We start from the raw sequence: 23,445 nt of genomic DNA on the forward strand, positions 1-23,445 counted from the left end.
GCCGTGTGCACGGCCCCGCCCGGCGGACGGCGTTGCTCACCGCTGCGCGGTGGGCTCGAACCAGGTGGGCTCGTCGGTGAGGGACTGCTTGATCCGGAACAGCCCGAACTCGTCCAGCGGCGGCAGCGCGTCCACCGGGAACCAGGCCACGTCCAGCGACTCGTCGTCGTTGACACGGGCCTCGCCGCCGGTGGCCCGGCAGCGGAAGGTCACGTCGAGGTACTGGCAGCGGTCGCCGTTCGCGTACTGCACGGGCTCCAGGGCCTGGGTGAGCACCACGCGCTCCGCCACGCAGCGGACCGCCGTCTCCTCGAACACCTCGCGCTCCGCCGTGGCCGCCGGCTGCTCGCCCGGCTCGCAGATGCCTCCGATGACCGCCCACTTGCCGGTGTCGGTGCGGCGGCCGAGCAGCACCCGGCCCTCGTCGTCGAAGACGATGGCGGTGACGCCCGGCAGCAGGAGCAGCTGCTGCCCCGCGGTGGCGCGGATCTCACGGATGAAATCAGGAGTGCTCATGGGCCCGACCCTACGTCACCGGCTCACGGCCGCCGGCCGCGCCCGGCACGGGCCGCGCGCAGGGCGACCAGGCCGAGCCCGGCCACGGCGATCAGCACGAGCACGCCTTCGGGAAGCGGGCCCATCCGGGTCGCGGGCGTCAGCGAGGACCGCAGCGGCACCTCGTCCACGAGCGCGGCCGGGGTGAACTGCTCCGACTGCTGGACGACCTTCCCGTCCGGGCGGATCACCGCGCTGACCCCGCTGGTCACGGGGACGACGACGGACCTGCTGTGTTCGACGGCCCGCACCCGAGACATGGCCAGCTGCTGGTAGGTCATCTCGCTGCGGCCGAAGGTGGCGTTGTTGCTGGGCACGGCGATCAGCTGACCACCGTGTGTGACGGTGTCCCGTACGGCGTCGTCGAAGGCGGCCTCGTAGCAGGTCACGAGCCCGACACTGGTGCCCGCCAGGTCGAAGACGCCGACCTTCTTGCCGGGGCCGAACTCACGCTGGACCCGGTCCACGTCCGAGCTGAAGACCCGGGCGATCGACCGCATCGGCATGTACTCGCCAAAGGGCTGGATGTGGCGCTTGTCGTAGGTGTCGACCGGGCCCTTGCCCGGGTTCCACTGGATGAGGGTGTTGCGCAGGTTTCCGCTGTCGGGCTCGACGACCGCCCCGATCACGGTGGGCACGCCTATCGCCTTCACCGCTTCGTCGATCAGGATCCGGGCGTCGGCGTTGCGGTACGGGTCGAGGTCGGAGGAGTTCTCGGGCCACAGGACGAAGTCGGGCTGCGCGACCTTGCCCTGCTTCACCTCCCGGGCGAGCTGCTCGGTGCGGCGTACATGGTTGTCGAGGACAGCGCGGCGCTGGGAGTTGAAGTCGAGTCCGAGCCGGGGCACGTTCCCCTGGATCGCGGCGACGGTCGCGGTGCCGTCCTCGGCGGAGTCGTCCACCAGGGGCAGCGCCGCGAAGGCCCCGGCGACGGGGAGGAGAACGGTCGCGGCAGCGGCGGCCACGGCTCCCCGCGGCAGTGTTCCGGTCCGCCGGTACGCGCGGAGGCGGAAGACCGCTTCGCACAGGCCGAAGCCGCACAGCACCACCGCGAAGGAGAGCAGCGGGGTGCCGCCCAGCGCGGCGAGCGGCAGGAACACGCTGTCCGCCTGGCCGAACGCGATCTTCCCCCAGGGGAAGCCGCCGAACGGCACCCGGGCCCGGACCGCCTCGTCGAGCGCCCAGACCGCAGCGGCCCACAGCGGCCAGCAGGTGAGCCGGCTGACGGCGGCGATCCCGAGGCAGCCGACCGCGATGAACAGCGCCTCGGCGGTGGCCAGGGCCAGCCACGGCACCGGTCCGACGTCCTCGCCGGTCCAGTGCAGCAGCGGCAGCATGAAGCCCAGCCCGGCCAGGAGGCCGAGCCCGAACCCGGCGCGCAGCCGCCTGCCGTGCAGCACCCAGCCGAGCAGGGCGAACCCGGGCAGGACCAGCCACCACAGGGGGCGGGGCGGGAAGCTCAGATAGAGCAGTACGCCCGCGATCACGGCGGCGGCGGGTCGTACCAGCCGCTGTCGCCGGGACACGGGGGAGGAAACCGGCTGCGCGGTTCCGACGGGGGTGATGGTGGCGCTCACCCGGCGGAGTCTACGGTGGGCGGCTGTGGGACCGGGAGCCCCTGCCACCGGGAGCACCCCTGGTCAGGCTCCGGCCGCCGCGCCGCCCGCGGTCACCCGCAGGCGTTCCCGGATGAACCGTACGCCCGACTCGGCTTCGTCGACCGTGATGGTGAACGTGCGGCCGTCGCCGAGCCGGAGCGCCAGGCCCTCGCCCCTGCGGACCACCACGGCCGTGCCCTGCTCGGGGCGCCAGCGATAGCCCCAGCCGCCCCACTGGCGCGGGGTGACCTCGGGGACGAACTCGGCGCCGACCACCTGGGTGAGCAGGATCCGGCGGCGGGGCAGGCCCATGTGGCCGCAGCGCACCTCCAGGGCGTCCCCGTCGATCCGCACGGCCACGCTCACGAAGGCGAGGGTGCCGAACAGCATGAGGAGACCGGCGGCGACGCAGCCGACCACGGACATCACCAGCGGGACGGTCCCGGAGGTCCAGTTGGAGCTGACGGCCAGCTCGACCCCGAGCGCCAGACAGGCCGCTCCCGCGACCGCGAGGACCCACTGGGCCCGGTTGGTGGCCCGGCCGGTCCAGACGGCGGGGTGGGGATCTGTTCCGTTGTGCCGGGGCTTGCGGGAGTGGTCCCTCATGTCAAGCAGCGTACTCACGATCCCGCATGCCCGGCATGGGCCGAAGGGTCCGTGCCGGGTCAGCGGACCGGGCTGGCGGCTCCCAGCAGCAGACCTTCCGGGTAGGCCAGCGCGGCTTCCGGGAGGTCGACGGGGCGGCCGCCGACGAGCATGCGGACACTTCCGGAGGATTCGGCCGACGGAGCGGGTTCGGCCCCGATCCGGCGCAGTGCCTGGGCAGCGACGGCACCGGCGGACCCGTACAGCGCGACCGGCGGCAGACCGGGCCGCTCCACGGCGGCCCGGATGCGTTCGCCGACCAGTTCGTAGTGGGTGCAGCCGAGGACCACGGCCCGCACGCCGGGCGGGGTGCGGGCGGCGGCCGCGGCGACGGCCAGGCCGATCGCGGCCTCGTCGGCGTTCTGCACGGCGTCGGCGAGGCCCGGGCAGGGCACCTCCGTGACGTCCACGGAGCGGGCGAACTCCGCGATGAGCCGACGCTGGTACGGGCTGCCGGTGGTGGCGGGCGTGGCCCAGATGGCGACGGGTCCGCCCGTGGCGACGGACGGCTTGATGGCGGGAACGGTGCCGATGACCGGCAGTGCGGGTTCGAGCGCGGCGCGCAGCGCGGGCAGGGCGTGCACGGAGGCGGTGTTGCAGGCGACGATCAGTGCGTCCGGCCCGTGGGCAGCGGCCGCGTGGGCCACGTCCAGCGCGTGGGCGGTCACGTACTCGGTCGTACGCGGCCCCCAGGGCGTGTGCTCGGGGGCGTCGGAGGAGAGCACCAGATCGGCGTCGGGCCTCAGTCGGCGTACCGCGGCGGCCGCGGCGAGCAGGCCGATTCCCGAGTCCATGAGCGCGATCTTCACCCAGTCACCATAGTCGACCGCTCGTGCGGTCCCGCTCCGGTGGGGCAGACTGCGGCGAATGAGCGCCGTTGCCTGGATCGCCGTGGGTTCGCTGGCCGCGTGGGTGTGGCTGCTGCTGGGACAGGGATTCTTCTGGCTGACCGGCCAGCGCCTGCCCCGCCGCGAGGATCCGGGCCGCTGGCCGTCCGTCGCCGTCGTGGTGCCCGCACGTGACGAGGCCGACATGCTGCCGGTGAGCCTTCCGTCCCTGCTGGCGCAGGACTATCCGGGGCGGGCGGAGGTCTTCCTCGTCGACGACTGCAGCACGGACGGCACCGGGAACGTCGCCCGTGCGCTGTCCGTGCGGTACGGCGGGCTTCCGGTGACGGTGCTGTCGCCGGACGAGCCCGAGCCGGGCTGGACGGGCAAGCTCTGGGCGGTACGGCACGGGATCGCCCGGGCCCGGGTGCGCAGGCCGGCGTACCTGCTGCTGACGGACGCCGACATCGCGCACGAGCCGGACAGTCTGCGCGCGCTGGTCGCCGCCGCCGAGTCGGGCGGCTACGACCTGGTCTCGCAGATGGCCCGGCTGCGGGTGTCGAGCTTCTGGGAGCGGCTGGTCGTTCCGGCGTTCGTGTACTTCTTCTCGCAGCTCTACCCGTTCCGGTGGGTGAACCGGGCGGGTGCGCGGACGGCCGCGGCGGCAGGTGGCTGCGTACTGCTGCGGACCGGGGCGGCGGAGCGGGCGGGGGTGCCGGAGTCGATCCGGCAGGCGGTGATCGACGACGTGTCGCTGGCGCGTGCGGTCCAGCGCAGCGGCGGGCGGATCTGGCTGGGGCTCGCCGAGCGGGTGGACAGTGTGCGGCCGTATCCGCGGCTGGCCGATCTGTGGCGGATGGTGGCGCGCAGCGCGTACGCCCAGCTGCGGCACAGTCCGCCGTTGCTGGCGGGGACGGTGCTGGGGCTCGCGCTGGTCTATCTCGCGCCGCCGCTCACCCTGGCCGCCGGGCTGCTGACCGGGGACGCGGTGGCGGCGTGGGCGGGCGGCTCGGCCTGGGCGGTGATGACCGGGACGTATCTGCCGATGCTGGGCTACTACCGGCAGTCGCTGTGGTGGGCGCCGCTGCTGCCGTTCACCGCCGTGCTGTATCTGCTGATGACGGTCGACTCGGCGGTGCGGCACTACCGGGGCCGGGGCGCGGCCTGGAAGGGGCGTACGTACCCCCGTCCCGAGGCCGCGCCGGAGCCGTGAGCGGGGCCGGCCGGACCGCGGGGGGTCATTTCCGGCCGGGCGTCCAGTTCATTCCCCACCCGTAGGCGTAGTCGATGGTGCGCTGCGGGCTCACCCCCCGCTCGGGGACGAGGTAGCGGGCCTCGCGCTGGACGGTGAGGTCTCCCCCGGTGTTCGTCAGCAGGGCCAGGGCGCAGACGGTGGACGGGACGGTGCATTCGTCGAGCGAGAAGTCGATCGGCGCGCCGTGCTGGGGCTGGAGCGTGACGGTCGCGTGGAGATCGGCGAAGCTCCGGGCTCCCTCGTAGATGGTGACGAAGATCAGGACGCGGCGGAGCTTGTCCCTGTGGTCGAGGTTGACGGTGAGGTTCTCGCCGGTGGACACGGCGCCGGTGCGGTCGTCCCCGTCGAGATGGATGTACGGCGGGTGCTGGAGGGCGCCGAAGGCGTTGCCCAGGGCCTGGACGACCCCCTTGCGGCCGTCGGTCAGTTCGTAGAGGGCGCAGAGGTCGAGATCGAGGTCGGAGTGCTGGGCGACGGCCCGGCCGAGTTTGCCGGCCCAGCCCTTGAACTGCTTGCGCACCTCCCAGTTGAGGTTGACGCGGAGCGCGCCCGATGTGCCGCCCTGCTTGGCGAGGGAGACCAGCGGGGCGTCCTTGGTGAGCGTCACCTTGGAGAGGCGGACGGGGGCGGCGGGCGTCGGGGGCGCCGCCGGCGGGGCGGGCGGGGCGGGCGGCATGTGGTGGGGCATCGTCGCGCTCTGCGTCTGCTGGGAGGCCCACGACGGCTGGGGCGGCTGGTACGTCTGGGGCTGTTGCGGCTGAGCGGACGGCGGGTACTGAGGAGCCTGCGGGGGTTGGGGTGGCTGCTGGGGCTGCTGCGGTTCGTCGACGGAGATCCCGAAGTCTGTGGCGAGACCTTCGAGGCCGGTGTCGTATCCCTGGCCGACGGCCCGGAACTTCCAGGCGCCCTGGCGGCGGTAGAGCTCGCCGAGGATGAACGCGGTCTCGACCGTGGCGTCCGAGCTGTCGAAGCGCGCGATCTCCCTGCCGTTCGCCGCGTCCGTGACCCGCACGTACAGTCCGGACACCCGGCCGAAGGTGCCGCCGTCGGCGGAGGCGGCGAGGACCACGCGGTCGATGGCGGGCTCGACGCGGGCGAGGTCGACCGCGAGGTTGTCCGTCATCCCCTCCGCGGAAGGCCGCTTGCCCTCGTGGCGCACCGCCCCGGAGGCGTGCGCGGGCTGGTTGTAGAAGACGAAGTCGGCGTCGCCGCGCACCCTCCCCGACGGGACGAGAAGGAGCGCCGAACCGTCGACGTCCGGTGTTCCCGGGGAGGTACGCCACCCCAATTCGACCCGCACGGCCTGAGCCGGCACCGGAACATTGGCTCCTTTTAGCATGGTCATGTTCGCCCCCATCACGCGTCCGGCTGCCCGAAAACTGTTCTCCGCCAACCTAAACCCCCGGACCGTCGCACGGGGCGTACCGGCCCGCCCGGGCCGCGGCACACGGTTCCGTCCGAGGACCTCGCGCACCGCACGGACGTGGTGCACGGCGTCGACGCGGCTCCGTCACCGATGACATCCCGTCAGGGGCCGGGGCGCCCGGCCGCCCCGGTCACGATGTCGGCGAAGCGGTGGGCGACGGTGCGCCAGGTCTCGGTGGCCGCCGGTTCGTCCCGCAGCGCCCGGGCGTGCAGGATCTCGGGGGCGGGCGCACCGTTGCGGCGCAGGCGGTCGCGGTTCCAGCCGCGGATCCGCTCGGCGGAGGTCTCCGGATGGAACTGCACGCCCCACGCCGCGGGGCCGATCCGGAAGGCCTGGTAGGGGCAGTTGTCGCTGCGGACCAGCCAGTGAGCGCCGGCCGGAAGCGCGGTGATGGCGTCGACGTGGTTCTCGATGGCCGAGGGATGCGCGGGCAGCCCGTGGAACAGCGGATCCTCGGCCGCCTCGGGGCGCAGGCCGAGCCGGGTGCTGCCGAACTCGGGCGGCCCGTGCTTCCCGCGTACCTCGCCGCCGGCGACCTGGGCGAGCATCTGGCCGCCGAGGCAGATCCCGAACATCGGCACCTGCTCGGCCAGGGCCTGGCGCACCAGTGCCCGGGTCGCGGGCAGCCAGGGCACGAGGTCGTCGTCATCGGGCAGGCAGGCGCCGCCGAGCACGATCAGCGCGCGCTGATCCAGCCGGTCCGGAATCGGGGCACCTTCATGGGCCGGGACCACCCGCACCGCGACGCCCCGCTCCGTCAGCCAGCCGCCCCAGCGGCCCGGGCCGCCCCGGGGGTCGTTCTGCACCACCAGTGCCGTGGCCGTCACGCCGGTGCCGCTCATCGCGCTGCTCCTCGTCGTCGTCCGCGGCGGATCGCTTCTACCGCCGCGTCAGCTCCGCCAGCCATACATGCCCGGGGTGCACGCGCTCCAGCCATGCTCCCAGTCGGTGCCGTCGCGCCCGGTCCAGCAGCGGCAGCGTCCCACGGAAGTCCGCCCGGTCCTTGGGCCGCGCCGCCCTGGCCTTGAACAGCAGCACCAGTTCCGGCGTCAGATAGGGGATGCCGTCCGGGGTGTGCTCGACGATCTCGTCGTAGGGCAGGCGCAGTTCCGGGTCACGGCGGCAGATCCACATCCCGCCCTCGTGCGGCTCGCGGAACACGTCGAACGAGAACCGGCCGCTCGCCGGATCACGCGCCCACGTCTGATGCGTGGCCGTCAGCACCTCGGCTCCCGCCTCTTCCCAGATCCGTCCCCAACCGACCGCGTCGAAGACATGATCGGGGAATCGGCCCCGAATCACGGGAAAATCCGCCGCGGGCACCGAGATCTCCAGATCGCCATGCGCCCGCGATTGCTCCCCGCGGAAGAGATCCAGTGCCCATCCCGCCGCCACGCACCACGGCGTATCGATTCCGCGCAACCGTTCCGCGATCCGCTCCGGCCGCCAGGCATCCGCCCATCGGGCTCCGAGTTCGTCCACATCGGCCACGGTGCCGCCGGGCGGCGGGAGTTCGGTCATCGGCCCAAGGTACTGCGGCACAGGACCCGCGGAAATTTTACCGGCTGAACTCTTTCCCGCATTTACCGGCCCGGCGAAAGCGTTCGGCGTCGAACGCTACTTCACCCCGGACCGCTCCGTACGGATGTCACCCTTTGCGGCCCGGCGGCCACTATTCGTGAGCCATGGAGTCCGACTCCGGAAAAGGCCCGCCGTTCACGACGGATTTAGCGATGCTTCAGCAGCTCACGCGGACAGAATCAGCGTAAATCGGATGCCCCCGAGATGGGGACTCCCCAACCGGCACATCGTGGGCTTAACTTAGGTGTCATGACCTCCCCCCGCTCCACCTTCGGCGGCGGCTACTACGCCGCACCGTCGTTCTCCGACACTCCGATCTACGACTCCCTGGTCGCGGAGCGGGGCACCCCTCAGATCGCGCCGATCCGAGTCCCGGCCGCCTACGACACCGGCAACAGCTATCTGCCCGCCCTCCCGGCGGCGCTGCCGGCCCTCCCCGCGGCCCCCACCCCTCCCGCTCCGTCGTACGGCTACCCGCAGCCCGCGTCTTCGCAGGGGTACGCGCCGATGCAGCCCGCGCCGTTGCCGCACGCCCCGGCGCCGTACATCCCGCAGCAGCCCGCCGCGGCCCGCGGCGGCTACCCCGCGCCGCATCCGCAGCAACCGCAGCGCCCCGCGCCGGGCACCGGCTACGAGGCGATGCGTCCGGCGGCACCGCGCCCGGCTCCCGCCCCGGCGCCCCGCCCGGCCCCGGCGCCGTACGAGGACCCGTACAACCGCCCCTACCAGGGCCGGGGGTACTGATCCGGCGTCAGACACGGTCGTACGGAGCCGCCGCCGAGCCATGGGGACTCGGCGGCGGCTTCCGTGTTGCCGCTTCGGACGGTCCGTCAGCCCGGCCCGACCCGAAACGAAAGGCCCTGGGCGGGGTGAGGCCGCTTTCTCGCGCCTTCCGCGCATGAAGCACCCCGTTCCGGGCCAATACGGATACGAGAGGGGCGTGGGACGGTGCGAGCGGTGACAGGTGTATGGCGTTGGCGGCGCAATTCCCTGTGCCGTGCCACGGACCGGCGCGAGGCGTGGGTGGCCCTGGCCGCGCTGCTGTTCATGGTGCTGGCGGCGCCCTCGCTGGGCTGGGCGTGCGGGGCACGGACCGACGACTCCCTGCAGAAGTCGGTACGGGCGCAGCGGGCCGGGTGCCATGCCACCACCGCGGTCGTGGTGCGCCGGTCGCCGCGGAGCCCGCGCTTCGCCTCCGGTCCCGAGACGTCCCCTCAGCACTCCCGGCGGGCCTTGGTGGTGGCGCGCTGGCAGGCCCCGGACGGCACGGAACGGCAGGGCACCGTGACGACCGGGTCCCGGCGGACCGGTCCCGGCGCCCGGGTGGAGATCTGGACGGACCACGCGGGCCGCCCCGTTCCCCGTCCGATGGACGAGGCCACCGCCCACGCCCACGCGGTGCTGGCCGGGATCGGTGCCGCGCTGCTCGCGGCGGGCGCGGCCGAGGGTGTCCGGCAGCTGATCGTCCGGCGTATGAAGAAGGCGCGGTACCACCGTATCGACCAGGAGTGGGCCAACACCGGTCCGGACTGGGGCAGGACCGGAACCGGCTGCTGATCGGGGCAACTCCCGCCCGCCGCGCGCGCTACGGTGGACCGGCCCGCCCGGTTTCCCGGTGGGCGGTCCCGGGACCCACCGCTGCCGGAAGGCCGGTGACACGGGCATCACGCACGCACGAGGTGGGGACACAACAGCGCCATGGCACAGGGCACGGTCCAGGTGACGCACACCGGAACTTCGCGGTGGCGGCGCCGCACAGGCGAGTACGCCTCCCTCACCGCAGCCCTGGAGGCCGCGGCCGACGGGGATGTCCTCACCGTCGCGCCGGGCACCTACCGGGAGAATCTGGTCCTGCACCGCGCGGTGACCCTGCGCGGCACCGAGGGCTCGGTGGGTTCCGTGCGGATCGCGCCGGTCGACGGGGTGCCGCTGACCGTCCGCGCCTCCGCCGTCGTCTCGGACCTCCATGTCGAGGGGCAGGACTCGACGGCCCCCGCGCTGCTGATCGAGGACGGCGCGCCGGAGATCGCGGACCTGCGGATCGTCACCCGCTCCGCCGCCGGGATCGAGGTGCGGGGCGCCGCCCGTCCGACCGTGCGCCGCTGCACGGTCGACAACCCGGCCGGGGCGGGCCTCGCCGTGCTCGACGGCGCGGGCGGCGTGTTCGAGGAGTGCGAGGTGGTGTCCGCCGGGCAGTCCGGTGTCTCGGTGCGCGACGGCGCGCATCCCCGGCTGGAACGCTGCCGGATCCATCACGCCTCGGGCGCGGGTCTGAGCGTCACCGGCGAGGGCAGCGGCCTGGAGGGCTTCGGCTGCGAGGTGTACGAGATCAAGGGCAGCGGCGTCCAGGTCGCCTCCCGCGCGACCGCGCACCTCACCGACTGCACCGTGCACCGCACGTCGGCGGACGGGGTGACGCTCGACACCGACGCCGTGCTGACGCTGGCCGACTGCGACATCCACGACATCCCGGAGAACGCGATCGACCTGCGGTCCCGTTCGGTGCTCACCCTGACCCGGTCCACGGTGCGCCGCTTCGGCCGCAACGGCCTCTCGGTCTGGGACCCCGGCACCCGGGTCGACGCCAACCAGTGCGAGATCCACGACAGCACGGGCGACTACCCCGCGGTCTGGGTGAGCGACGGGGCGACGGTGATACTGGACTCCTGCCGGGTCCATGACGTGCCGGACGCCCTCTTCGTGCTGGACCGGGGCTCGCGCGCCGACGTCGTGGACAGCGACCTCTCCCAGGTCCGCAACACCGCCGTGTCGGTGAGCGACGGGGCGACCGCCCAGCTCGACGACTGCCGCATCCGCGAGACCTCCACCGGTGCCTGGTTCCGCGACCACGGAAGCGGCGGCACGCTGAACAACTGCACCATCGACGCGGTCCAGACCGGTGTCATCGTCACCAAGGGCGCCGACCCGACGATCGAGCGCTGCACGGTCACCTCGCCCGCCGAGGCGGGTTTCTACGTCTCCGCCGAGGGCCGCGGCACGTTCAACGGCTGCCGGGTCACCGGGAGCGACGGCTACGGCTTCCACGTGATGGACGGCTGCCGTACGACGCTGACCCGCTGCCGGACCGAGCGGTGCGCGCGCGGCGGGTACGAGTTCGCCGAGCCGCCCGTCACGCGCGGCGACGGCCAGGGGACCGGCCCCGTCGTGGAGGACTGCACGAGCGACGAGAGCGCGCTGCGCTCCCCCGCTCCCCCGGCGCCCGCCGTGCTGACGGCCACCCAGTCCTCTCCCGGGCTGCTCGGCCGGCTCCCCGGCCAGCGCGGTGTCGAGCCCGCGCCGTCCGACGCGCCCGCCACCGACCCGGCGCGCCCCTCGGACGCGGTGCTGGCGGAGCTGGACGCGCTGGTGGGCCTGGACAGCGTCAAGCGCGAGGTGCGCGCCCTGACCGACATGATCGAGGTGGGCCGGCGCCGTCAGGAGGCCGGGCTGAAGGCCGCCTCGGTCCGGCGTCATCTGGTCTTCACCGGCTCCCCCGGCACCGGCAAGACCACCGTGGCCCGGCTCTACGGCGAGATCCTCGCCTCGCTGGGGGTGCTGGAGCGGGGCCATCTGATCGAGGTGTCCCGGGTCGACCTGGTCGGCGAGCACATCGGCTCGACCGCCATCCGGACCCAGGAGGCGTTCGACCGGGCGCGCGGCGGAGTACTGTTCGTCGACGAGGCGTACGCCCTGTCGCCCGAGGACTCCGGCCGGGACTTCGGCCGGGAGGCGATCGACACACTGGTGAAGCTGATGGAGGACCACCGGGACGCGGTGGTCGTCATCGTCGCCGGGTACACCCACGAGATGGAGCGGTTCCTCACCGTCAACCCCGGTGTGGCGTCCCGTTTCTCCCGCACCATCACCTTCAGCGACTACGAGCCCGCCGAGCTGCTGCGGATCGTCGGGCAGCAGGCCGACGAGCACGAGTACCGCCTGGCCCAGGGGACCGGGGAGGCGCTGGCGAAGTACTTCACCGAGCTTCCCAAGGGCCCGGCGTTCGGCAACGGCCGTACCGCGCGCCAGACCTTCGAGTCGATGGTGGAACGGCACGCGGGCCGGGTCGCCCAGCTCGCCGAGCCGAGCACGGACGACCTCACCCTGCTCTACCCCGAGGACCTGCCGGAACTGCCCTGACCCTGCGGTGCCTCGACGCCGTCGGTCCCGGCGGTCTGCCGGGGCACGACGGGTTCGAGGCGTTCCAGCAGCGCGGCCCGTTCCTCGGCGAAGACCGGATCGGCCTGGTAGTCGCCGTGCCCGAGGATCGCCTCGGGCAGCGGGTGCTCGGGGGTACGGCCGTAGACCAGGGGGTCCTTCAGGGGGCCGCGGTCCACCTCGGGCCCGGGGACGTCGTCGAGCCGGACCCGGCCGCCGATGGGGTCGGTGGCCCGCCACAGGTTGCGCCAGCAGTGCACGGACCGGTGCAGCACGTGCAGCGGGCCGGTGCCGAAGTAGGCGGGGAACCAGCGCCCGTAGAGCCGCTCGATCGGTGAGCCGTAGGTGAGCAGGGCGACCCGGCTCCGGGTGTGGGCGGGCAGCTGCCAGACCGCGGCGGCGGCCAGCACGCTGCCCTGGGAGTGCCCGGAGATGACGAGCCTGCCGCGGGTCAGCCCGGTCCAGCCGGACATCCGCGAGGTCAGGTCGGGGACGGCGCGCTCGGCGTAGCAGGGCGGGGCGAAGGGGTGCGCGGCGCGCGGCCAGAACGTACCGACGTCCCAGAGGATGCCGATGGTGCGCCGGGCGGACGCGTCGCGGTAGGCGCGGCGGCCCCAGGTGACGAAGAGGATGAAGCCGAGTCCGACCATCCAGGAGCCGGTGGACTGGGCGGCCTGGGCGACGGATTCGAGGAAGGCGCCGCTGCCCTTCATCGCGAGCCCCGGCACCTTCCCGCTCACCCAGGCCCCGATGACCGCCCCGGCGCCGAGCAGCAGGGCCGCGCCGCAGATCGGGCCGAGCATCCAGGGAACGGAGTCGGTGAGTGCCGCGGCGGCTTGGACCCGGGCGATCCGCCGGGTCCGGGCGGGCTCGGGCTGCTCCTGCGCGTACTCCCGGTCGATCCCGGGTTCCATGGCGCGGGCGGCGCGCCAGGTCCGTACGAGCAGGAACAGGGCGGGCAGCGCGAGCAGCACCAGGAGCACCGGGATGATCGATGCCTGCCAGCTGAGCAGGACCGGCGGGCCGGGGATGACGGAGCTCCTGCCCATACCGGGGGTGCCGGGGCCGTCGAGCCAGTCGGCGACGCGCTGCGAGACCCCGCCGCTCATCACTCCGCCGAGGGCGCAGGCGAGCATCGCGACCACCGGTCCGCCCATCCCGTACAGGACGGTGCGGGGTTCGGGGGTGCGGCGGTACAGGCCGAGCGACACCGCCGCGAGCACGACGACGAGGGTCCCCTGGCTGATGGCGAGGAAGCTGAAGGCGGGGTCGCCGGGCAGTGCTCCGGACGAGACCCATTCGGGGCGCGACCAGGCCGCGTACGCGGCGGCCAGGGCGAGCAGCCCCAGTGCCACACCGGGCAGGTAGGTGATGAGGGCGCGGTCGAGGCTGTTGTCCAGGCGCCGTTCGCTGCGGCCGCGGCGGCAGACCACCCAGACCACCACGAGCGCGCACAGCACCAGCGCCGCCTCGATCAGGCGGCCGACGAAGCCGGGCACCGGGCCGGTGACGGCGCGGTCGTGGCGGGCCGCGGCGCCCGCGACCGACGCGGCGACGGTCAGGAACCCGGCGGCGGTGTGCGCGGCGCGCAGCCGGGCGACCAGCCGGCGGCCGTACCAGAATCCGGGCCGTCCGAGGGCGGGGACACCGGGCGGCGTGGTGCCGCCCGGGGCGGGTGTGGGGTCGTAGGTGTCGTCGTCGGGTACGGAGCCGGTGAGCGTCCGCTGCGACTCGTACGCGCTCCAGGTGCGGTTGGACAGGAACCACAGGAGCGCGACCAGGGCGGTGGGCACCAGAGCGGCGAGGGCGAGCCGGCGGCCCGGCTGGGACCACCAGCCGCCCTGGGAGGTGGAGAGGAAGCCGAGCCAGGAGCGCTGGTCGGAGCAGGCCGGGATGCCCGCGCACTGCCAGGCCGCCAGGTCGAGCGCCACCTCGCAGGCGGCCGCGGTGAGCAGCACGGTGAGGCTGAGCGCGACGAGCCGGACGAGGACGCCGTACAGGCGCACCGCCCGGGTGCGGGAGCGGGCGGTGGGGCGCATCCAGTGGGCCAGGTTGACCACCATGAACGGGAGCAGCAGCAGCCACAGGGCGCGGGAGCCGTTGCCGGAGGTCAGGTTGGACCAGCAGTAGGCCTCGGGGATGGGCCGGTCGCGATAGCGCTCCGGGTGCTGCTCGGCGTCCGTGTCGTCGGCGCGCCGGTAGATGGCGGCGGTCGCGTCGCCGGTGACACGGACCGTGCGCGGATCGTCGAGCATCTCCTGGGGGGTGGCGCCGCCCACTCCGTGGACCAGCAGTTCCAGTGCGGGCCCCGGACTCTGCGGGGCCTGGGGGGCAGGGGGCACGGAGTGGCTCGCTCTCTGGATCGTGTGGGGGGTGTGACGCGGTGTCACCAGGATCGTGGAAGGAGCCGGTGACCGCACCGCCTCTCACGGAATCTCCCCAGTGCGGCGGGGCACCACACCGCGTGGCAGGATGAGCCCGTTCGAAAAGGCTGCCGCACGGCCAGAGGAAGGACCGAACCGGCGTTGAGCGAGAATCAGAACCTGCTCGCGGAGCAGCGGCGTGCCCTGATCCTCGACGAAGTGCGCAGGCGTGGCGGGGTCCGGGTCAACGAGCTGACGCGCAGACTCAACGTCTCCGACATGACGGTGCGCCGGGATCTGGACGCGCTGGCTCGCCAGGGAGTCGTCGAGAAGGTGCACGGCGGCGCCGTTCCGGTGGTCGAGGCCAGTGCGCACGAGCCGGGTTTCGAGGCGAAGTCGGCACTGGAGCTGACCGCCAAGGAGGACATCGCGCGGGCGGCCGCGGCCATGGCGGTGCCGGGCAGCGCGATCGCGCTCTCCGGCGGTACGACGACGTTCGCGCTGGCCCAGCAGTTGCTGGAGGTGCCCGATCTGACGGTCGTGACCAATTCGGTGCGGGTCGCCGATGTCTTCCACGCCGCGCAGCGGCCGTCGGGGGCGTCCGGGGTGCGGGCCGGGGCGGCCACGGTGGTACTCACCGGCGGGGTGCGTACGCCGTCGGACTCGCTGGTGGGGCCGGTCGCCGATCAGGCGATCGCATCCCTCCACTTCGATGTGCTGTTCCTCGGGGTGCACGGGATCTCCGTGGAGGCCGGGCTCTCGACGCCGAATCTGGCGGAGGCGGAGACCAACCGCCGGTTCGTCCAGTCGGCCCGGCGGGTGGTGGTGGTCGCCGATCACACCAAGTGGGGCACGGTGGGCCTGAGTTCGTTCGCGACGCTGGAGCAGGTGGACACGTTCGTGACGGACGCTGGGCTGTCGTCCGCCGCCCGTGAGGAGATGGCGGAGCATCTGCCGGGCCTGGTGGTGGCGGGCCGGGGCGCGGGCGGCGGGTCCTGAATCCACGCACCCGACGCGTCGTTACGTGCCCGCCACCCGGTGGGCGTGGTGCCGGAATCGTCGGGCCCGGCCCAAGGGCTGTCCCGTAGTCCCCGGCGGATCGGCGTACGGCGTCGCACGCGGTGCGTCGCGGGGCGGAGGGGCGTCCGGATACTGGGCGCATCCGGACGTTCCGACAACGCGGCGAGGCGCGGTACCTGTCGTCGTGTACCCGCCGGGGGTCACGGGGCAGCCCTTAGGATCGCGGGGTGGCCGTCTTCCGGATCGAGCGCTTCACCCGCCTGCCCGCCGCCGAGTCCTGGCGCCGGGTGACGGACTGGGAGCGGCACGCCGCACATGTTCCGCTGACCGCGATCACCGTCACAAAGGCTCCGCCGACCGGGGCCGGGACCGTTTTCGTGGCACGTACCGGGGTCGGACCTCTGGCGTTCGACGATCCGATGGAAGTGGTGCGGTGGGTGCCGCCCGCCGCCGGGCGGGCCGGGCTGTGCCACCTGGAGAAGCGCGGTTCGCTGGTGCGGGGCCGGGCGTCGATCGAGGTCTGTCCGACGGATTCCGGCTCGCACGTGGTGTGGGTGGAGGAACTGGGTGTCCGGCTGCTGCCCCGGTGGTGCGATCCGGCGCTCGCCCGGGCCGGGCGGCGGGTCTTCGGCCGGGCGCTCGACGGGCTCCTGGGCCAGGACACCTGACGTCACGTCAGCTATGGTGTGCGCGACCCGTCCGCCGACCGCACGGGAGGTGCGTTCCATGCCACGCCGACTCCGTTCCGTGGAGCTCGAATTCATCGATACCGCTCCGGTGCGGCTGGTCTTCGCCGCCGAGGTGTCCGCATCGCCGGAGGCGGTCTACCGCGCGCTGGCCGACGATGTGCCGGGCTGGCCGCAGTGGTTCACGGCTGTGACCGCTGCCCGGCCCACCGGGGGCGGCGCGGGCCGCGAGATCCGGCTGAAGGGCGGTTTCACGATCCACGAGACGATCATGGCCAGGGATCCCGGTGAGCGGTACGCCTACCGGGCCGACCGGGCCGATGCCCCCGGCATGCGGGCCCTGCTGGAGGAATGGCGGCTGACCCCGGCCGGTTCGGGTGCCCGGGTGCAGTGGACGTTCGCCGCGGACGGTTCGCTGTTCTACCGGCTGGTCCTGCGGCTGGCCCGGCCGGGGGTGGGCCGGGCCTTCCGGGACGCGGTGCGCAATCTCGACCGGCGGCTGGCGGGGTCCGCCGCGTAGCCGGGGTACGGGCCGGCCGCCGGTGGCATCGGCTGCCCGCCTCCGGGTGGCGCGGACCGCGCCCCTCGCCTGCCCGCGCCGGCCGGCCGGGCACCTGGACGCGGGACGGGACGAGCATGCCGAACGGCCCGTCGCCGGACCGTCCGCGCCCCGCCGCTCAGCCGGCCCTCATGCCGTTGCCGGCGCGTCGGCCCGCGGTCCGGCCTTCGGACCGCCGCCTGCCGTGCGACACCCGAGCGGCGGGTACCGCCGCGTGGCGGATGCCGTGCGGGCGGTCACGAGAGAACGGCCGCCCGGGCCGCGTCGAGCGACGTCACGCCGTCGGACGCGAGGAAGTGACCGGCACCGGGGACCACCTGCGCGGAGGTCCCCAGGAGGCCGGCGAGGCGGTCGGTGTGGCCGGCCGGCACGAGGGGATCGTCGTCCGACCGGATGACGGTCAGCCGGTCGACATGCTTGCCGAGCTCCGTCACGTCCGGCGCCCCGTCGACATAGGCGTCCAGTTCCGGGAGGACCGGCAGCCTGTCGACGAATCCCGCCACCAGCACCAGGGTGCCGAGGTGCCACGGCCCGGTGAGTGAGCAGAGGTGCCGCAGGACCGTGAGGCAGCCGAGGCTGTGGGCCACGACGACCGAGCCCGCGTCCGGCGTTCCCACGACGGCTCCCGCCGCGTGCCGCCACCGGTCGGGGTCCGGGGCCTGGGTATCGGGAAGGGCGGGCACCACCGCGGGTATCCCCTCGGCCTCGAGCTGTCCGGCCAGCCACCCGAACCAGTGGTCGTCGGGGGTCGCTCCGTAGCCGTGGATGATCGCGGCGCGCCGTTCGGTTGAGGTGTGTGTCATGACGCCGGATGGTAGAGCTTGACGTCGGCGTGAAGGTCAAATCACCGAGGAGGGGCAGTGCTCATAGGCAGACTCGCCGAACGGACCGGGGTGAGCACGCGCGCACTGCGCCACTACGAGGACCGCGGGCTGCTGGTTCCCGCTCGCGACACCAACGGCTACCGGACCTACTCCGATCCCGATGTCGCAACAGTGGCCCGGATCAGGACGATGATCGCCGCGGGCCTGGGAACGGAGACCATCCGCCGGTACCTGGACTGTGTCCGTTCGGGCGACCACGGCCTCTCGTTGCAGATGTGCCCGGCGCTACGGGCCGAGCTGGACGCCCTGGCCGAACGCATCGACTCCCAGCAGGCCGAACTCCACCGGACCCGGGAGCGCCTGTCCGCGCTCGTCTCCGCCGCCGACCAGCAGCACGTCGGCGACGGGAGCGCCGACGGCGCCCGGCGGTGAGGCGGCAGCGCACCCGCCGAGGGGCCGGAGCGGTGGGAGCCCCTTCTCTGGCAGTCCTTGACCGGCGGAGCCGGACCGGGCGGAGCCGCCCCCGGCCGCGGCACCGCCAGCCGGGCCGTCGGCCCTGGCGGACCGGCAGGTCAGGGCCAGTTGCCGCCGGCCAGGAAGGAGTCGATGGTCGCCGCGTACGGGGCGATGTCCAGGCCCTGTTCGGCGAGCCAGGCGTCCGAGTAGTACTTGTCGAGGTAGCGGTCGCCCGGGTCGCAGATCAGGGTGACGACGCTGCCGGTGTCGCCCCGCTCGACCATCTCGGCGACCAGCTTGAACGCGCTCCAGAGCCCCGTGCCGGTGGAACCGCCCGCCTTGCGGCCGATGGCCTGCTCCAGGGAGCGCACGGCCGCGACGCTCGCGGCGTCCGGAACCTTCATCATCCGGTCGATCGCCCCGGGCACGAAGCTCGGTTCCATCCGGGGCCGCCCGATGCCCTCGATCCGGGAGCCGCAGTCGCTGGTGGCCAGCGGGTCGTGGCGGGTCCAGCCGTCGAAGAAGCAGGAGTTCTCCGGGTCCGGCACGCAGATCCGGGTGTCGAACTGCATGTAGTGCACGTAGCGGGCGATGGTCGCGGAGGTACCGCCGGTCCCGGCGGTGGCGACGATCCACGTCGGCTCCGGGTAGCGCTCCAGCCGCAGCTGCTGGTAGATCGATTCCGCGATGTTGTTGTTTCCGCGCCAGTCGGTGGCCCGCTCGGCGTAGGTGAACTGGTCCATGTAGTGCCCGCCGCTCGCCGCGGCGAGCATCGCGGACTCCTCGTACAACTTCCGCGAGTCGTCGACGAAATGACATCGGCCGCCGTGGAATTCGATCAGCCGGCACTTCTCGGGGCTGGTGGTGCGGGGCATCACGGCGATGAACGGGACGCCGATCAGCTTGGCGAAGTACGCCTCCGAGACGGCCGTCGATCCGCTGGACGCCTCGATCACGGGCTTGCCCGGCCGGATCCAGCCGTTGCACAGCCCGTACAGGAAGAGCGAGCGGGCCAGCCGGTGCTTCAGGCTGCCGGTGGGGTGCGTCGACTCGTCCTTCAGGTAGAGGTCGATGCCCCACGCCTCGGGAAGCGGGAAGCGCAGCAGATGGGTGTCGGCGGAGCGGTTGGCGTCGGCATGGACCTTGCGTACCGCCTCTTTGAGCCAGGCCCGGTACTCGGCGTCGGAGCGGTCGACGTCGACCGTCTCCGCGATCCGTCCGGCGTCCTCGTGTGTCTCGGTGCCCATCAGCCCGTTCCTCCTCGTACCGCTGTCGCCGTCTCCCGCAACCTACCCTCCCCACCTGCAAAAACGTTCACTTTGATGGGCCATAGCACTGCCTTGGCCCCCTTGGGGCCGGCGCCCGGGAGACCCGGCCCGCACGCGGCCTGGCGTACCGGCCCGGCATTGTGCAGACTGCCCATCAGAAGTGCCATGAAGGGGGCGAAGCAGTCATGAAGGAAACGGAGTTCAGTGCGACGGGGGTCCGCATCGAGCGATGGGCCCGTTCGCTCACCAGGGCCGGGCAGGTGGTCGTCAAGGACGGCAGGCTGGCCCTGCTCACCAGCAACGGCCGGGAGATCGACAGTGCCCCGGTGGTGGCGGTCAGCGCAGGCCGGCCCTGGTTCGCCGGGTCCGACGCCACGGTGGCGCGCCTCAACGGGACGCGCTACCGGCTCACGATGGGGCAGCGCAATCACGGTCCCGACCAGACCGGTCCGGCCCGCCGGTTCCTGGAGACACTGCGCAGCGCGGGCGGCCGGACGACCTGACGCGGGCGGCGGCACCGGACGACGGCCGCGAGTTGCGGAGCGGTGACCCCTGAGTGACATTGGACACGTCACTCACGGTTCACCGGTGGTGACAGCATGATCCGCACCACCGGCACCGAATCAGCAGCCGCCAGCTGCTGGATCCGTTTCTCCGTCTTCTTCCGGACCTCTTTCGGGGAGTCGCAGCCGTGATCAGCGAGCCAAGCAGGCACTGCACGGTGGAGCTCCAGGCCCTGCCGTCGCGGATCGGTCAGGTCCGCAGAATCATTTCGGCGCAGTTGCGCTCCTGGCATCTCGATCCCTTGATCGACCAGGCCGCCCTCGGCGTCACCGAACTGCTGACCAATGTCCACCGGCACGCCCGGCCGGACAAATCATGCACCGTCGAGATGGAGCTGCTGCTCGAACGGCTCACGGTGTCCGTCCACGACCACGACCCACGGCTGCCGACCCTGCGCGGGCCCAGCATGTCCAGTACCTCGGGACGCGGGCTCGCACTGATCGCCGCCGTCAGCGAGAGCTGGGGGGTCCGCCCGAGCGGCGGGGCCGGAAAGGCGGTCTGGTTCACCCTTCCGGCCCCTCCCCGGGCCGCCGCCCCGCCACCCTGTCCGGTGTACGGGGCGACGACCGACGGCCCGTTCACGCCGAGCCTCCTCACCTGGCCGGGGAGCGGCGCGCCGTCCACCGCCAGGTCCGTGGTGGTCGGCTGATCCGCCCGGCGGCGGGGCACCGGGGCGGTGGCGGTCAGGCCGCGCCGCTCTCGGCGCCCCGGCCGAACTGCTCGTCCAGGACGGAGAGCCGGCGCCAGTACTCGTCCTCCTCGATCTCACCGGCCGCGAAGCGGCGGCCGAGCAGGGCGATCGGTGCCGGCTGCTCGGCCGCCCCGGCGGCGCGGACCTGCCAGGGTGTCCGCCGTCCGCGCCGCACGGTACGGCGCACCAGGGTGGCGCCGGCGATGACGACGGCCGCCCAGACGATCGGGAGAAACAGGATCCAGGGCCCGGGTCCGCCACTGTGGGCCAGGTTGTTCATCTCACTCGGCTCCTCGGTTCGGGTGGTGTGGTCGGGGGTTCCCGACACTCCCGAGCCTCGCCCCCGGGCGGGGCGGTGTCGTCGTACGGCCGGCGGCCGTGCGCCTACCCCGCCGGGAGTACCCGGCGGTTCCGCGTCCGGTCAGGCCAGTGCGGCCAGCGGGTCGTCCAGCACCGGCTGCCAGGCCAGCTCGGCCGCGCCGACCAGGCTGTTGTGGTCGAGCGTGCACGGCAGGATGGGCACACTGCCGCTGCGCCCCCACAGGCTCCGGTCGGCGACCACCGCGCGCAGCCGTTCCGGGTCCGCGTCGAGCAGGGCGCGGTGCAGTCCGCCGAGGATGATGCGGTCCGGGTTGAGGATGTTGACCAGCCCGGCGAGCCCGAGGCCGAGCCGGTCGATCAGCTCCTCGGCCGCCCCGCGTACCGTCGCGTCCTCGTACTCCGTACGGAGCAGGTCACCGGCCTGTTTGAGCAGCGACTCCTCGGGGCCGGGCTCATGGCGGGCGGCGATCAGGAAGGCCAGCGGGTCGGTCTCGACGTCCAGGCAGCCGCGTCCGCCGCAGTGGCAGGGGCGCCCCTCGGGGTTCACCGTGAGGTGCCCCACCTCCAGGGCGAGCCCGGAACTCCCGGTGTGCAGGCGGCCGTCGAGAACCAGGGCGCCGCCCACGCCCCGGTGGCCGGTGGCCACGCAGAGCAGGTGCTGGGCGCCGCGCCCCGCGCCGTGCCGGTGCTCGGCGAGGGCGGCGAGGTTGACGTCGTTGCCGGTGAACGCGGGGCCCGGGATGCCCGATGCCCGCACCCGGTCGGCGAAGATCTCGCGCACCGGGGCTCCGGCCGGCCAGGCGATGTGCAGCGGGTTGAGCGCGGTGCCCTCCGGCTCCGCGACCGCCGAGGGCACCGCGAGGCCCGCGCCGACGCAGCGCAGCCCGCTGTCGCGCAGCAACCGGGCGCAGTCGTCGACCACTTCGCCGATGACCTGCGCCGGATCGGCGGTGACGGTGACCCGGCCGGGGGCGGTGGCCACGAGCCGTCCGCCGAGCCCGACGAGGGCGGACCGGAATCCGTCGGCGTGCACCTGGGCGGCGATGACGACGGGACCGGACTCCCTGACCGACAGCCGGTGCGAGGGGCGGCCCTGCGAACCGGCGGCGGAGCCCGGCCGGGAGTCGACCTGGATCAGGCCGAGCGCCTCCAGCTCCGCGGCGACCGCGCCGGCCGTGGCCCGGGTGACGCCGAGCTCGGAGGTGAGCACGGCGCGGGTGGGCGCGCGTCCGGTATGGATCAGTTCCAGCGCGGGTCCGAGCGCGCTGCGGCCCCTCTCCAACTTTGTCCGGGTGGTGGACACCTTGCCGTTCATGGGGGCGAGTCTCCCATGATCCCGGGCCCCGCCGGACTGCCCGGTGGCCCGGCGGGGCCCGGGGCAACGGTGTTGCGCCCGCTGCCGGGGCGCCCCTATGCTGAGTTTGTGCCGCAACTAAACAAACTACGGGCGGCCCTTCCGGGGGACATGGGCGGAGATCCCGCCGCACCTCCCTCGCCCCGCCTCCGTACCGCCCTGACCCTCTTCTTCGCCCTCGACGGCTTCCTCTTCGCCGGCTGGGTGGTCCGCATCCCCGCGATCAAGCACCAGACCGGTGCCTCCGCCGCGACGCTGGGGCTCGCCCTGCTCGGGGTGTCCGCGGGGGCCGTGGTGACCATGATGTTCGCCGGGCGGCTGTGCCGCCGCTTCGGCAGCCACCCGGTGACCGCGGTCTGCGGCGTCCTGCTCTCCCTCGCCATCGCCCTGCCCGCACAGACGCATTCGGCGCTCTCGCTGGGGCTGGTCCTGCTGCTCTTCGGCGCCGCGTACGGCGGGATGAACGTGGCGATGAACAGCGCCGCGGTCGATCTGGTCGCCGCGCTGCGGCGCCCCGTGATGCCGGGCTTCCACGCCGCGTTCAGCCTCGGCGGGATGGTCGGTGCCGGGCTCGGCGGGCTGGTCGCGGGCGGCCTCTCCCCCGCCGTCCACCTCCTCGCTCTGACCGGCGTCGGACTGCTGGTCACCGCGGTGGCGGGACCGGTGCTGCTGAGCCACCCGGCACCCCCGCCCGTGGCCGGCGCGGCGGGCGGCGGCGGCGCGCCGGGGCCGGACGGGCGAACCCGCCGCCTGGTGCTGCTGTTCGGCGTGATCGCGCTCTGCACCGCGTACGGCGAGGGCGCGCTGGCCGACTGGGGCGCTCTCCACCTGGAGCAGGACCTGCGCGCCCACCCCGGCGTGGCCGCCGCCGGATACTCCTTGTTCGCGCTGGCAATGACGGCGGGCAGGCTCAGCGGTACGGCGCTGCTGGAGCGGCTCGGCCAGACCCGTGTCCTGGTCCTGGGCGGCTCGACGGCCGCGGCGGGGATGCTGCTCGGCGCGCTCGCCCCCAGTACGTGGGCCGTGCTGCTCGGCTTCGCCGTCACCGGTCTCGGTCTGGCCAACATCTTCCCGGTCGCGGTCGGCCGGGCCGGCGCGCTGGCCGGGCCGGGCGGGGTGGCCGCCGCCTCGACGCTCGGCTACGGGGGGATGCTGCTCGGGCCGCCCGCCATCGGCTTCCTGGCCGAGTGGGCCTCGCTCCCGGTGGCCCTCACCACGGTGGCGCTGCTGGCCGTCGCCGCGGCGGTGCTCGGGTTCGGGGCACGCAACGCGGCGCACGGCTGAGCCGTCCCTCAGC

The 23,445-nt window shown here is 73.5% G+C and carries 23 protein-coding genes; 11 read left to right on the forward strand and 12 right to left on the reverse strand.

All coding sequences use genetic code 11. The features are described 5' to 3' along the window. Window positions 1-36: 36 nt before the first annotated feature. The 4 genes from ACFCV8_RS16920 to ACFCV8_RS16935 all read right to left on the reverse strand — a co-directional run bounded on the left by ACFCV8_RS16920 (window position 37) and on the right by ACFCV8_RS16935 (window position 3,607). Window positions 37-516: an NUDIX domain-containing protein gene (locus ACFCV8_RS16920; RefSeq protein WP_376686115.1), complete on the reverse strand. Its 480-nt coding sequence runs from the start codon at window positions 514-516 to the stop codon at window positions 37-39. A gap of 23 nt (window positions 517-539) precedes the next feature. After that, on the reverse strand, window positions 540-2,132 hold the full coding sequence (gene lnt, locus ACFCV8_RS16925) for an apolipoprotein N-acyltransferase (protein WP_376686116.1): 1,593 nt from the start codon (window positions 2,130-2,132) through the stop codon (window positions 540-542). A 63-nt stretch (window positions 2,133-2,195) separates the two neighbouring features. After that, window positions 2,196-2,759 carry a hypothetical protein gene (locus ACFCV8_RS16930; protein ID WP_376686117.1) on the reverse strand — a complete coding sequence of 188 codons (564 nt, stop codon included), beginning with the start codon at window positions 2,757-2,759 and terminating at the stop codon, window positions 2,196-2,198. Between the two features lie 59 nt (window positions 2,760-2,818). After that, on the reverse strand, window positions 2,819-3,607 hold the full coding sequence (locus ACFCV8_RS16935; protein ID WP_376686118.1) for a glutamate racemase: 789 nt from the start codon (window positions 3,605-3,607) through the stop codon (window positions 2,819-2,821). A 58-nt stretch (window positions 3,608-3,665) separates the two neighbouring features. Here ACFCV8_RS16935 and ACFCV8_RS16940 point away from each other — a divergent pair, with 58 nt between their 5' ends. Next, window positions 3,666-4,838 carry a glycosyltransferase gene (locus tag ACFCV8_RS16940; RefSeq protein WP_376686119.1) on the forward strand — a complete coding sequence of 391 codons (1,173 nt, stop codon included), beginning with the start codon at window positions 3,666-3,668 and terminating at the stop codon, window positions 4,836-4,838. Between the two features lie 25 nt (window positions 4,839-4,863). On the opposite strand, the gene ACFCV8_RS16945 is transcribed toward ACFCV8_RS16940, so the two are convergent. The 3 genes from ACFCV8_RS16945 to ACFCV8_RS16955 form a co-directional block, all read right to left on the reverse strand. Further along, window positions 4,864-6,237, reverse strand: coding sequence for a TerD family protein (locus tag ACFCV8_RS16945; RefSeq protein ID WP_376686120.1), 1,374 nt, complete (start codon window positions 6,235-6,237; stop codon window positions 4,864-4,866). A gap of 170 nt (window positions 6,238-6,407) precedes the next feature. Beyond that, on the reverse strand, window positions 6,408-7,148 hold the full coding sequence (locus ACFCV8_RS16950) for a type 1 glutamine amidotransferase (protein ID WP_376686121.1): 741 nt from the start codon (window positions 7,146-7,148) through the stop codon (window positions 6,408-6,410). A 37-nt stretch (window positions 7,149-7,185) separates the two neighbouring features. After that, window positions 7,186-7,827, reverse strand: a complete 642-nt coding sequence (locus tag ACFCV8_RS16955; RefSeq protein WP_376686122.1) for a nucleotidyltransferase domain-containing protein — start codon at window positions 7,825-7,827, stop codon at window positions 7,186-7,188. Window positions 7,828-8,136: 309 nt separating this feature from the next. Between ACFCV8_RS16955 and ACFCV8_RS16960 the strand changes: the two genes are divergently transcribed. The 3 genes from ACFCV8_RS16960 (at window position 8,137) to ACFCV8_RS16970 (ending at window position 12,024) form a co-directional block, all read left to right on the forward strand. Next, window positions 8,137-8,631 (forward strand): DUF6643 family protein, encoded by a 495-nt coding sequence (locus tag ACFCV8_RS16960; protein WP_376686123.1) that lies wholly within the window; start codon window positions 8,137-8,139, stop codon window positions 8,629-8,631. 213 nt (window positions 8,632-8,844) lie between these two features. After that, window positions 8,845-9,444 (forward strand): hypothetical protein, encoded by a 600-nt coding sequence (locus tag ACFCV8_RS16965; protein WP_376686124.1) that lies wholly within the window; start codon window positions 8,845-8,847, stop codon window positions 9,442-9,444. 141 nt (window positions 9,445-9,585) lie between these two features. Continuing rightward, a complete protein-coding gene (locus ACFCV8_RS16970; RefSeq protein ID WP_376686125.1) occupies window positions 9,586-12,024 on the forward strand; it encodes a right-handed parallel beta-helix repeat-containing protein in 2,439 nt (812 codons plus the stop codon). Here the strand turns inward: ACFCV8_RS16970 and ACFCV8_RS16975 are convergent. Further along, entirely contained in the window at window positions 11,994-14,384 is a 2,391-nt protein-coding gene (locus ACFCV8_RS16975; protein ID WP_376686126.1) for a hypothetical protein, read from the reverse strand. The two genes, ACFCV8_RS16970 and ACFCV8_RS16975, sit on opposite strands and share 31 nt — an antisense overlap. Window positions 14,385-14,567: 183 nt before the next feature. Here ACFCV8_RS16975 and ACFCV8_RS16980 point away from each other — a divergent pair, with 183 nt between their 5' ends. The 3 genes from ACFCV8_RS16980 to ACFCV8_RS16990 all read left to right on the forward strand — a co-directional run bounded on the left by ACFCV8_RS16980 (window position 14,568) and on the right by ACFCV8_RS16990 (window position 16,631). After that, on the forward strand, window positions 14,568-15,404 hold the full coding sequence (locus tag ACFCV8_RS16980; RefSeq protein ID WP_376686127.1) for a DeoR/GlpR family DNA-binding transcription regulator: 837 nt from the start codon (window positions 14,568-14,570) through the stop codon (window positions 15,402-15,404). Window positions 15,405-15,652: 248 nt separating this feature from the next. Then, window positions 15,653-16,093 (forward strand): SRPBCC family protein, encoded by a 441-nt coding sequence (locus ACFCV8_RS16985; protein ID WP_376686128.1) that lies wholly within the window; start codon window positions 15,653-15,655, stop codon window positions 16,091-16,093. Window positions 16,094-16,151: 58 nt separating this feature from the next. Then, a complete protein-coding gene (locus tag ACFCV8_RS16990; protein ID WP_376686129.1) occupies window positions 16,152-16,631 on the forward strand; it encodes an SRPBCC family protein in 480 nt (159 codons plus the stop codon). Window positions 16,632-16,906: 275 nt separating this feature from the next. Here the strand turns inward: ACFCV8_RS16990 and ACFCV8_RS16995 are convergent, their stop codons facing one another. Then, entirely contained in the window at window positions 16,907-17,473 is a 567-nt protein-coding gene (locus tag ACFCV8_RS16995) for an RBBP9/YdeN family alpha/beta hydrolase (protein WP_376686130.1), read from the reverse strand. Window positions 17,474-17,530: 57 nt separating this feature from the next. Here ACFCV8_RS16995 and ACFCV8_RS17000 point away from each other — a divergent pair, with 57 nt between their 5' ends. Beyond that, on the forward strand, window positions 17,531-17,926 hold the full coding sequence (locus ACFCV8_RS17000; RefSeq protein WP_376686131.1) for a MerR family transcriptional regulator: 396 nt from the start codon (window positions 17,531-17,533) through the stop codon (window positions 17,924-17,926). 140 nt (window positions 17,927-18,066) lie between these two features. Here the strand turns inward: ACFCV8_RS17000 and ACFCV8_RS17005 are convergent, their stop codons facing one another. After that, window positions 18,067-19,197: a PLP-dependent cysteine synthase family protein gene (locus ACFCV8_RS17005; protein ID WP_376686132.1), complete on the reverse strand. Its 1,131-nt coding sequence runs from the start codon at window positions 19,195-19,197 to the stop codon at window positions 18,067-18,069. A gap of 206 nt (window positions 19,198-19,403) precedes the next feature. Here ACFCV8_RS17005 and ACFCV8_RS17010 point away from each other — a divergent pair, with 206 nt between their 5' ends. After that, window positions 19,404-19,721: a hypothetical protein gene (locus ACFCV8_RS17010; RefSeq protein ID WP_376686133.1), complete on the forward strand. Its 318-nt coding sequence runs from the start codon at window positions 19,404-19,406 to the stop codon at window positions 19,719-19,721. A 188-nt stretch (window positions 19,722-19,909) separates the two neighbouring features. After that, window positions 19,910-20,431: an ATP-binding protein gene (locus tag ACFCV8_RS17015; protein WP_376686134.1), complete on the forward strand. Its 522-nt coding sequence runs from the start codon at window positions 19,910-19,912 to the stop codon at window positions 20,429-20,431. Window positions 20,432-20,465: 34 nt separating this feature from the next. Here the strand turns inward: ACFCV8_RS17015 and ACFCV8_RS17020 are convergent, their stop codons facing one another. Both ACFCV8_RS17020 and ACFCV8_RS17025 read right to left on the reverse strand, forming a co-directional pair. After that, window positions 20,466-20,753 carry an SHOCT domain-containing protein gene (locus ACFCV8_RS17020; protein WP_376686135.1) on the reverse strand — a complete coding sequence of 96 codons (288 nt, stop codon included), beginning with the start codon at window positions 20,751-20,753 and terminating at the stop codon, window positions 20,466-20,468. Between the two features lie 141 nt (window positions 20,754-20,894). Further along, window positions 20,895-22,109 carry an ROK family protein gene (locus tag ACFCV8_RS17025; RefSeq protein ID WP_376686136.1) on the reverse strand — a complete coding sequence of 405 codons (1,215 nt, stop codon included), beginning with the start codon at window positions 22,107-22,109 and terminating at the stop codon, window positions 20,895-20,897. Window positions 22,110-22,217: 108 nt separating this feature from the next. Between ACFCV8_RS17025 and ACFCV8_RS17030 the strand changes: the two genes are divergently transcribed. Further along, entirely contained in the window at window positions 22,218-23,432 is a 1,215-nt protein-coding gene (locus ACFCV8_RS17030) for an MFS transporter (RefSeq protein WP_376686137.1), read from the forward strand. The last annotated feature ends 13 nt before the right edge of the window (window positions 23,433-23,445 follow it).

Source organism: Streptomyces sp. NPDC056347, from assembly GCF_042262625.1.
GTDB lineage: Bacteria > Actinomycetota > Actinomycetes > Streptomycetales > Streptomycetaceae > Streptomyces.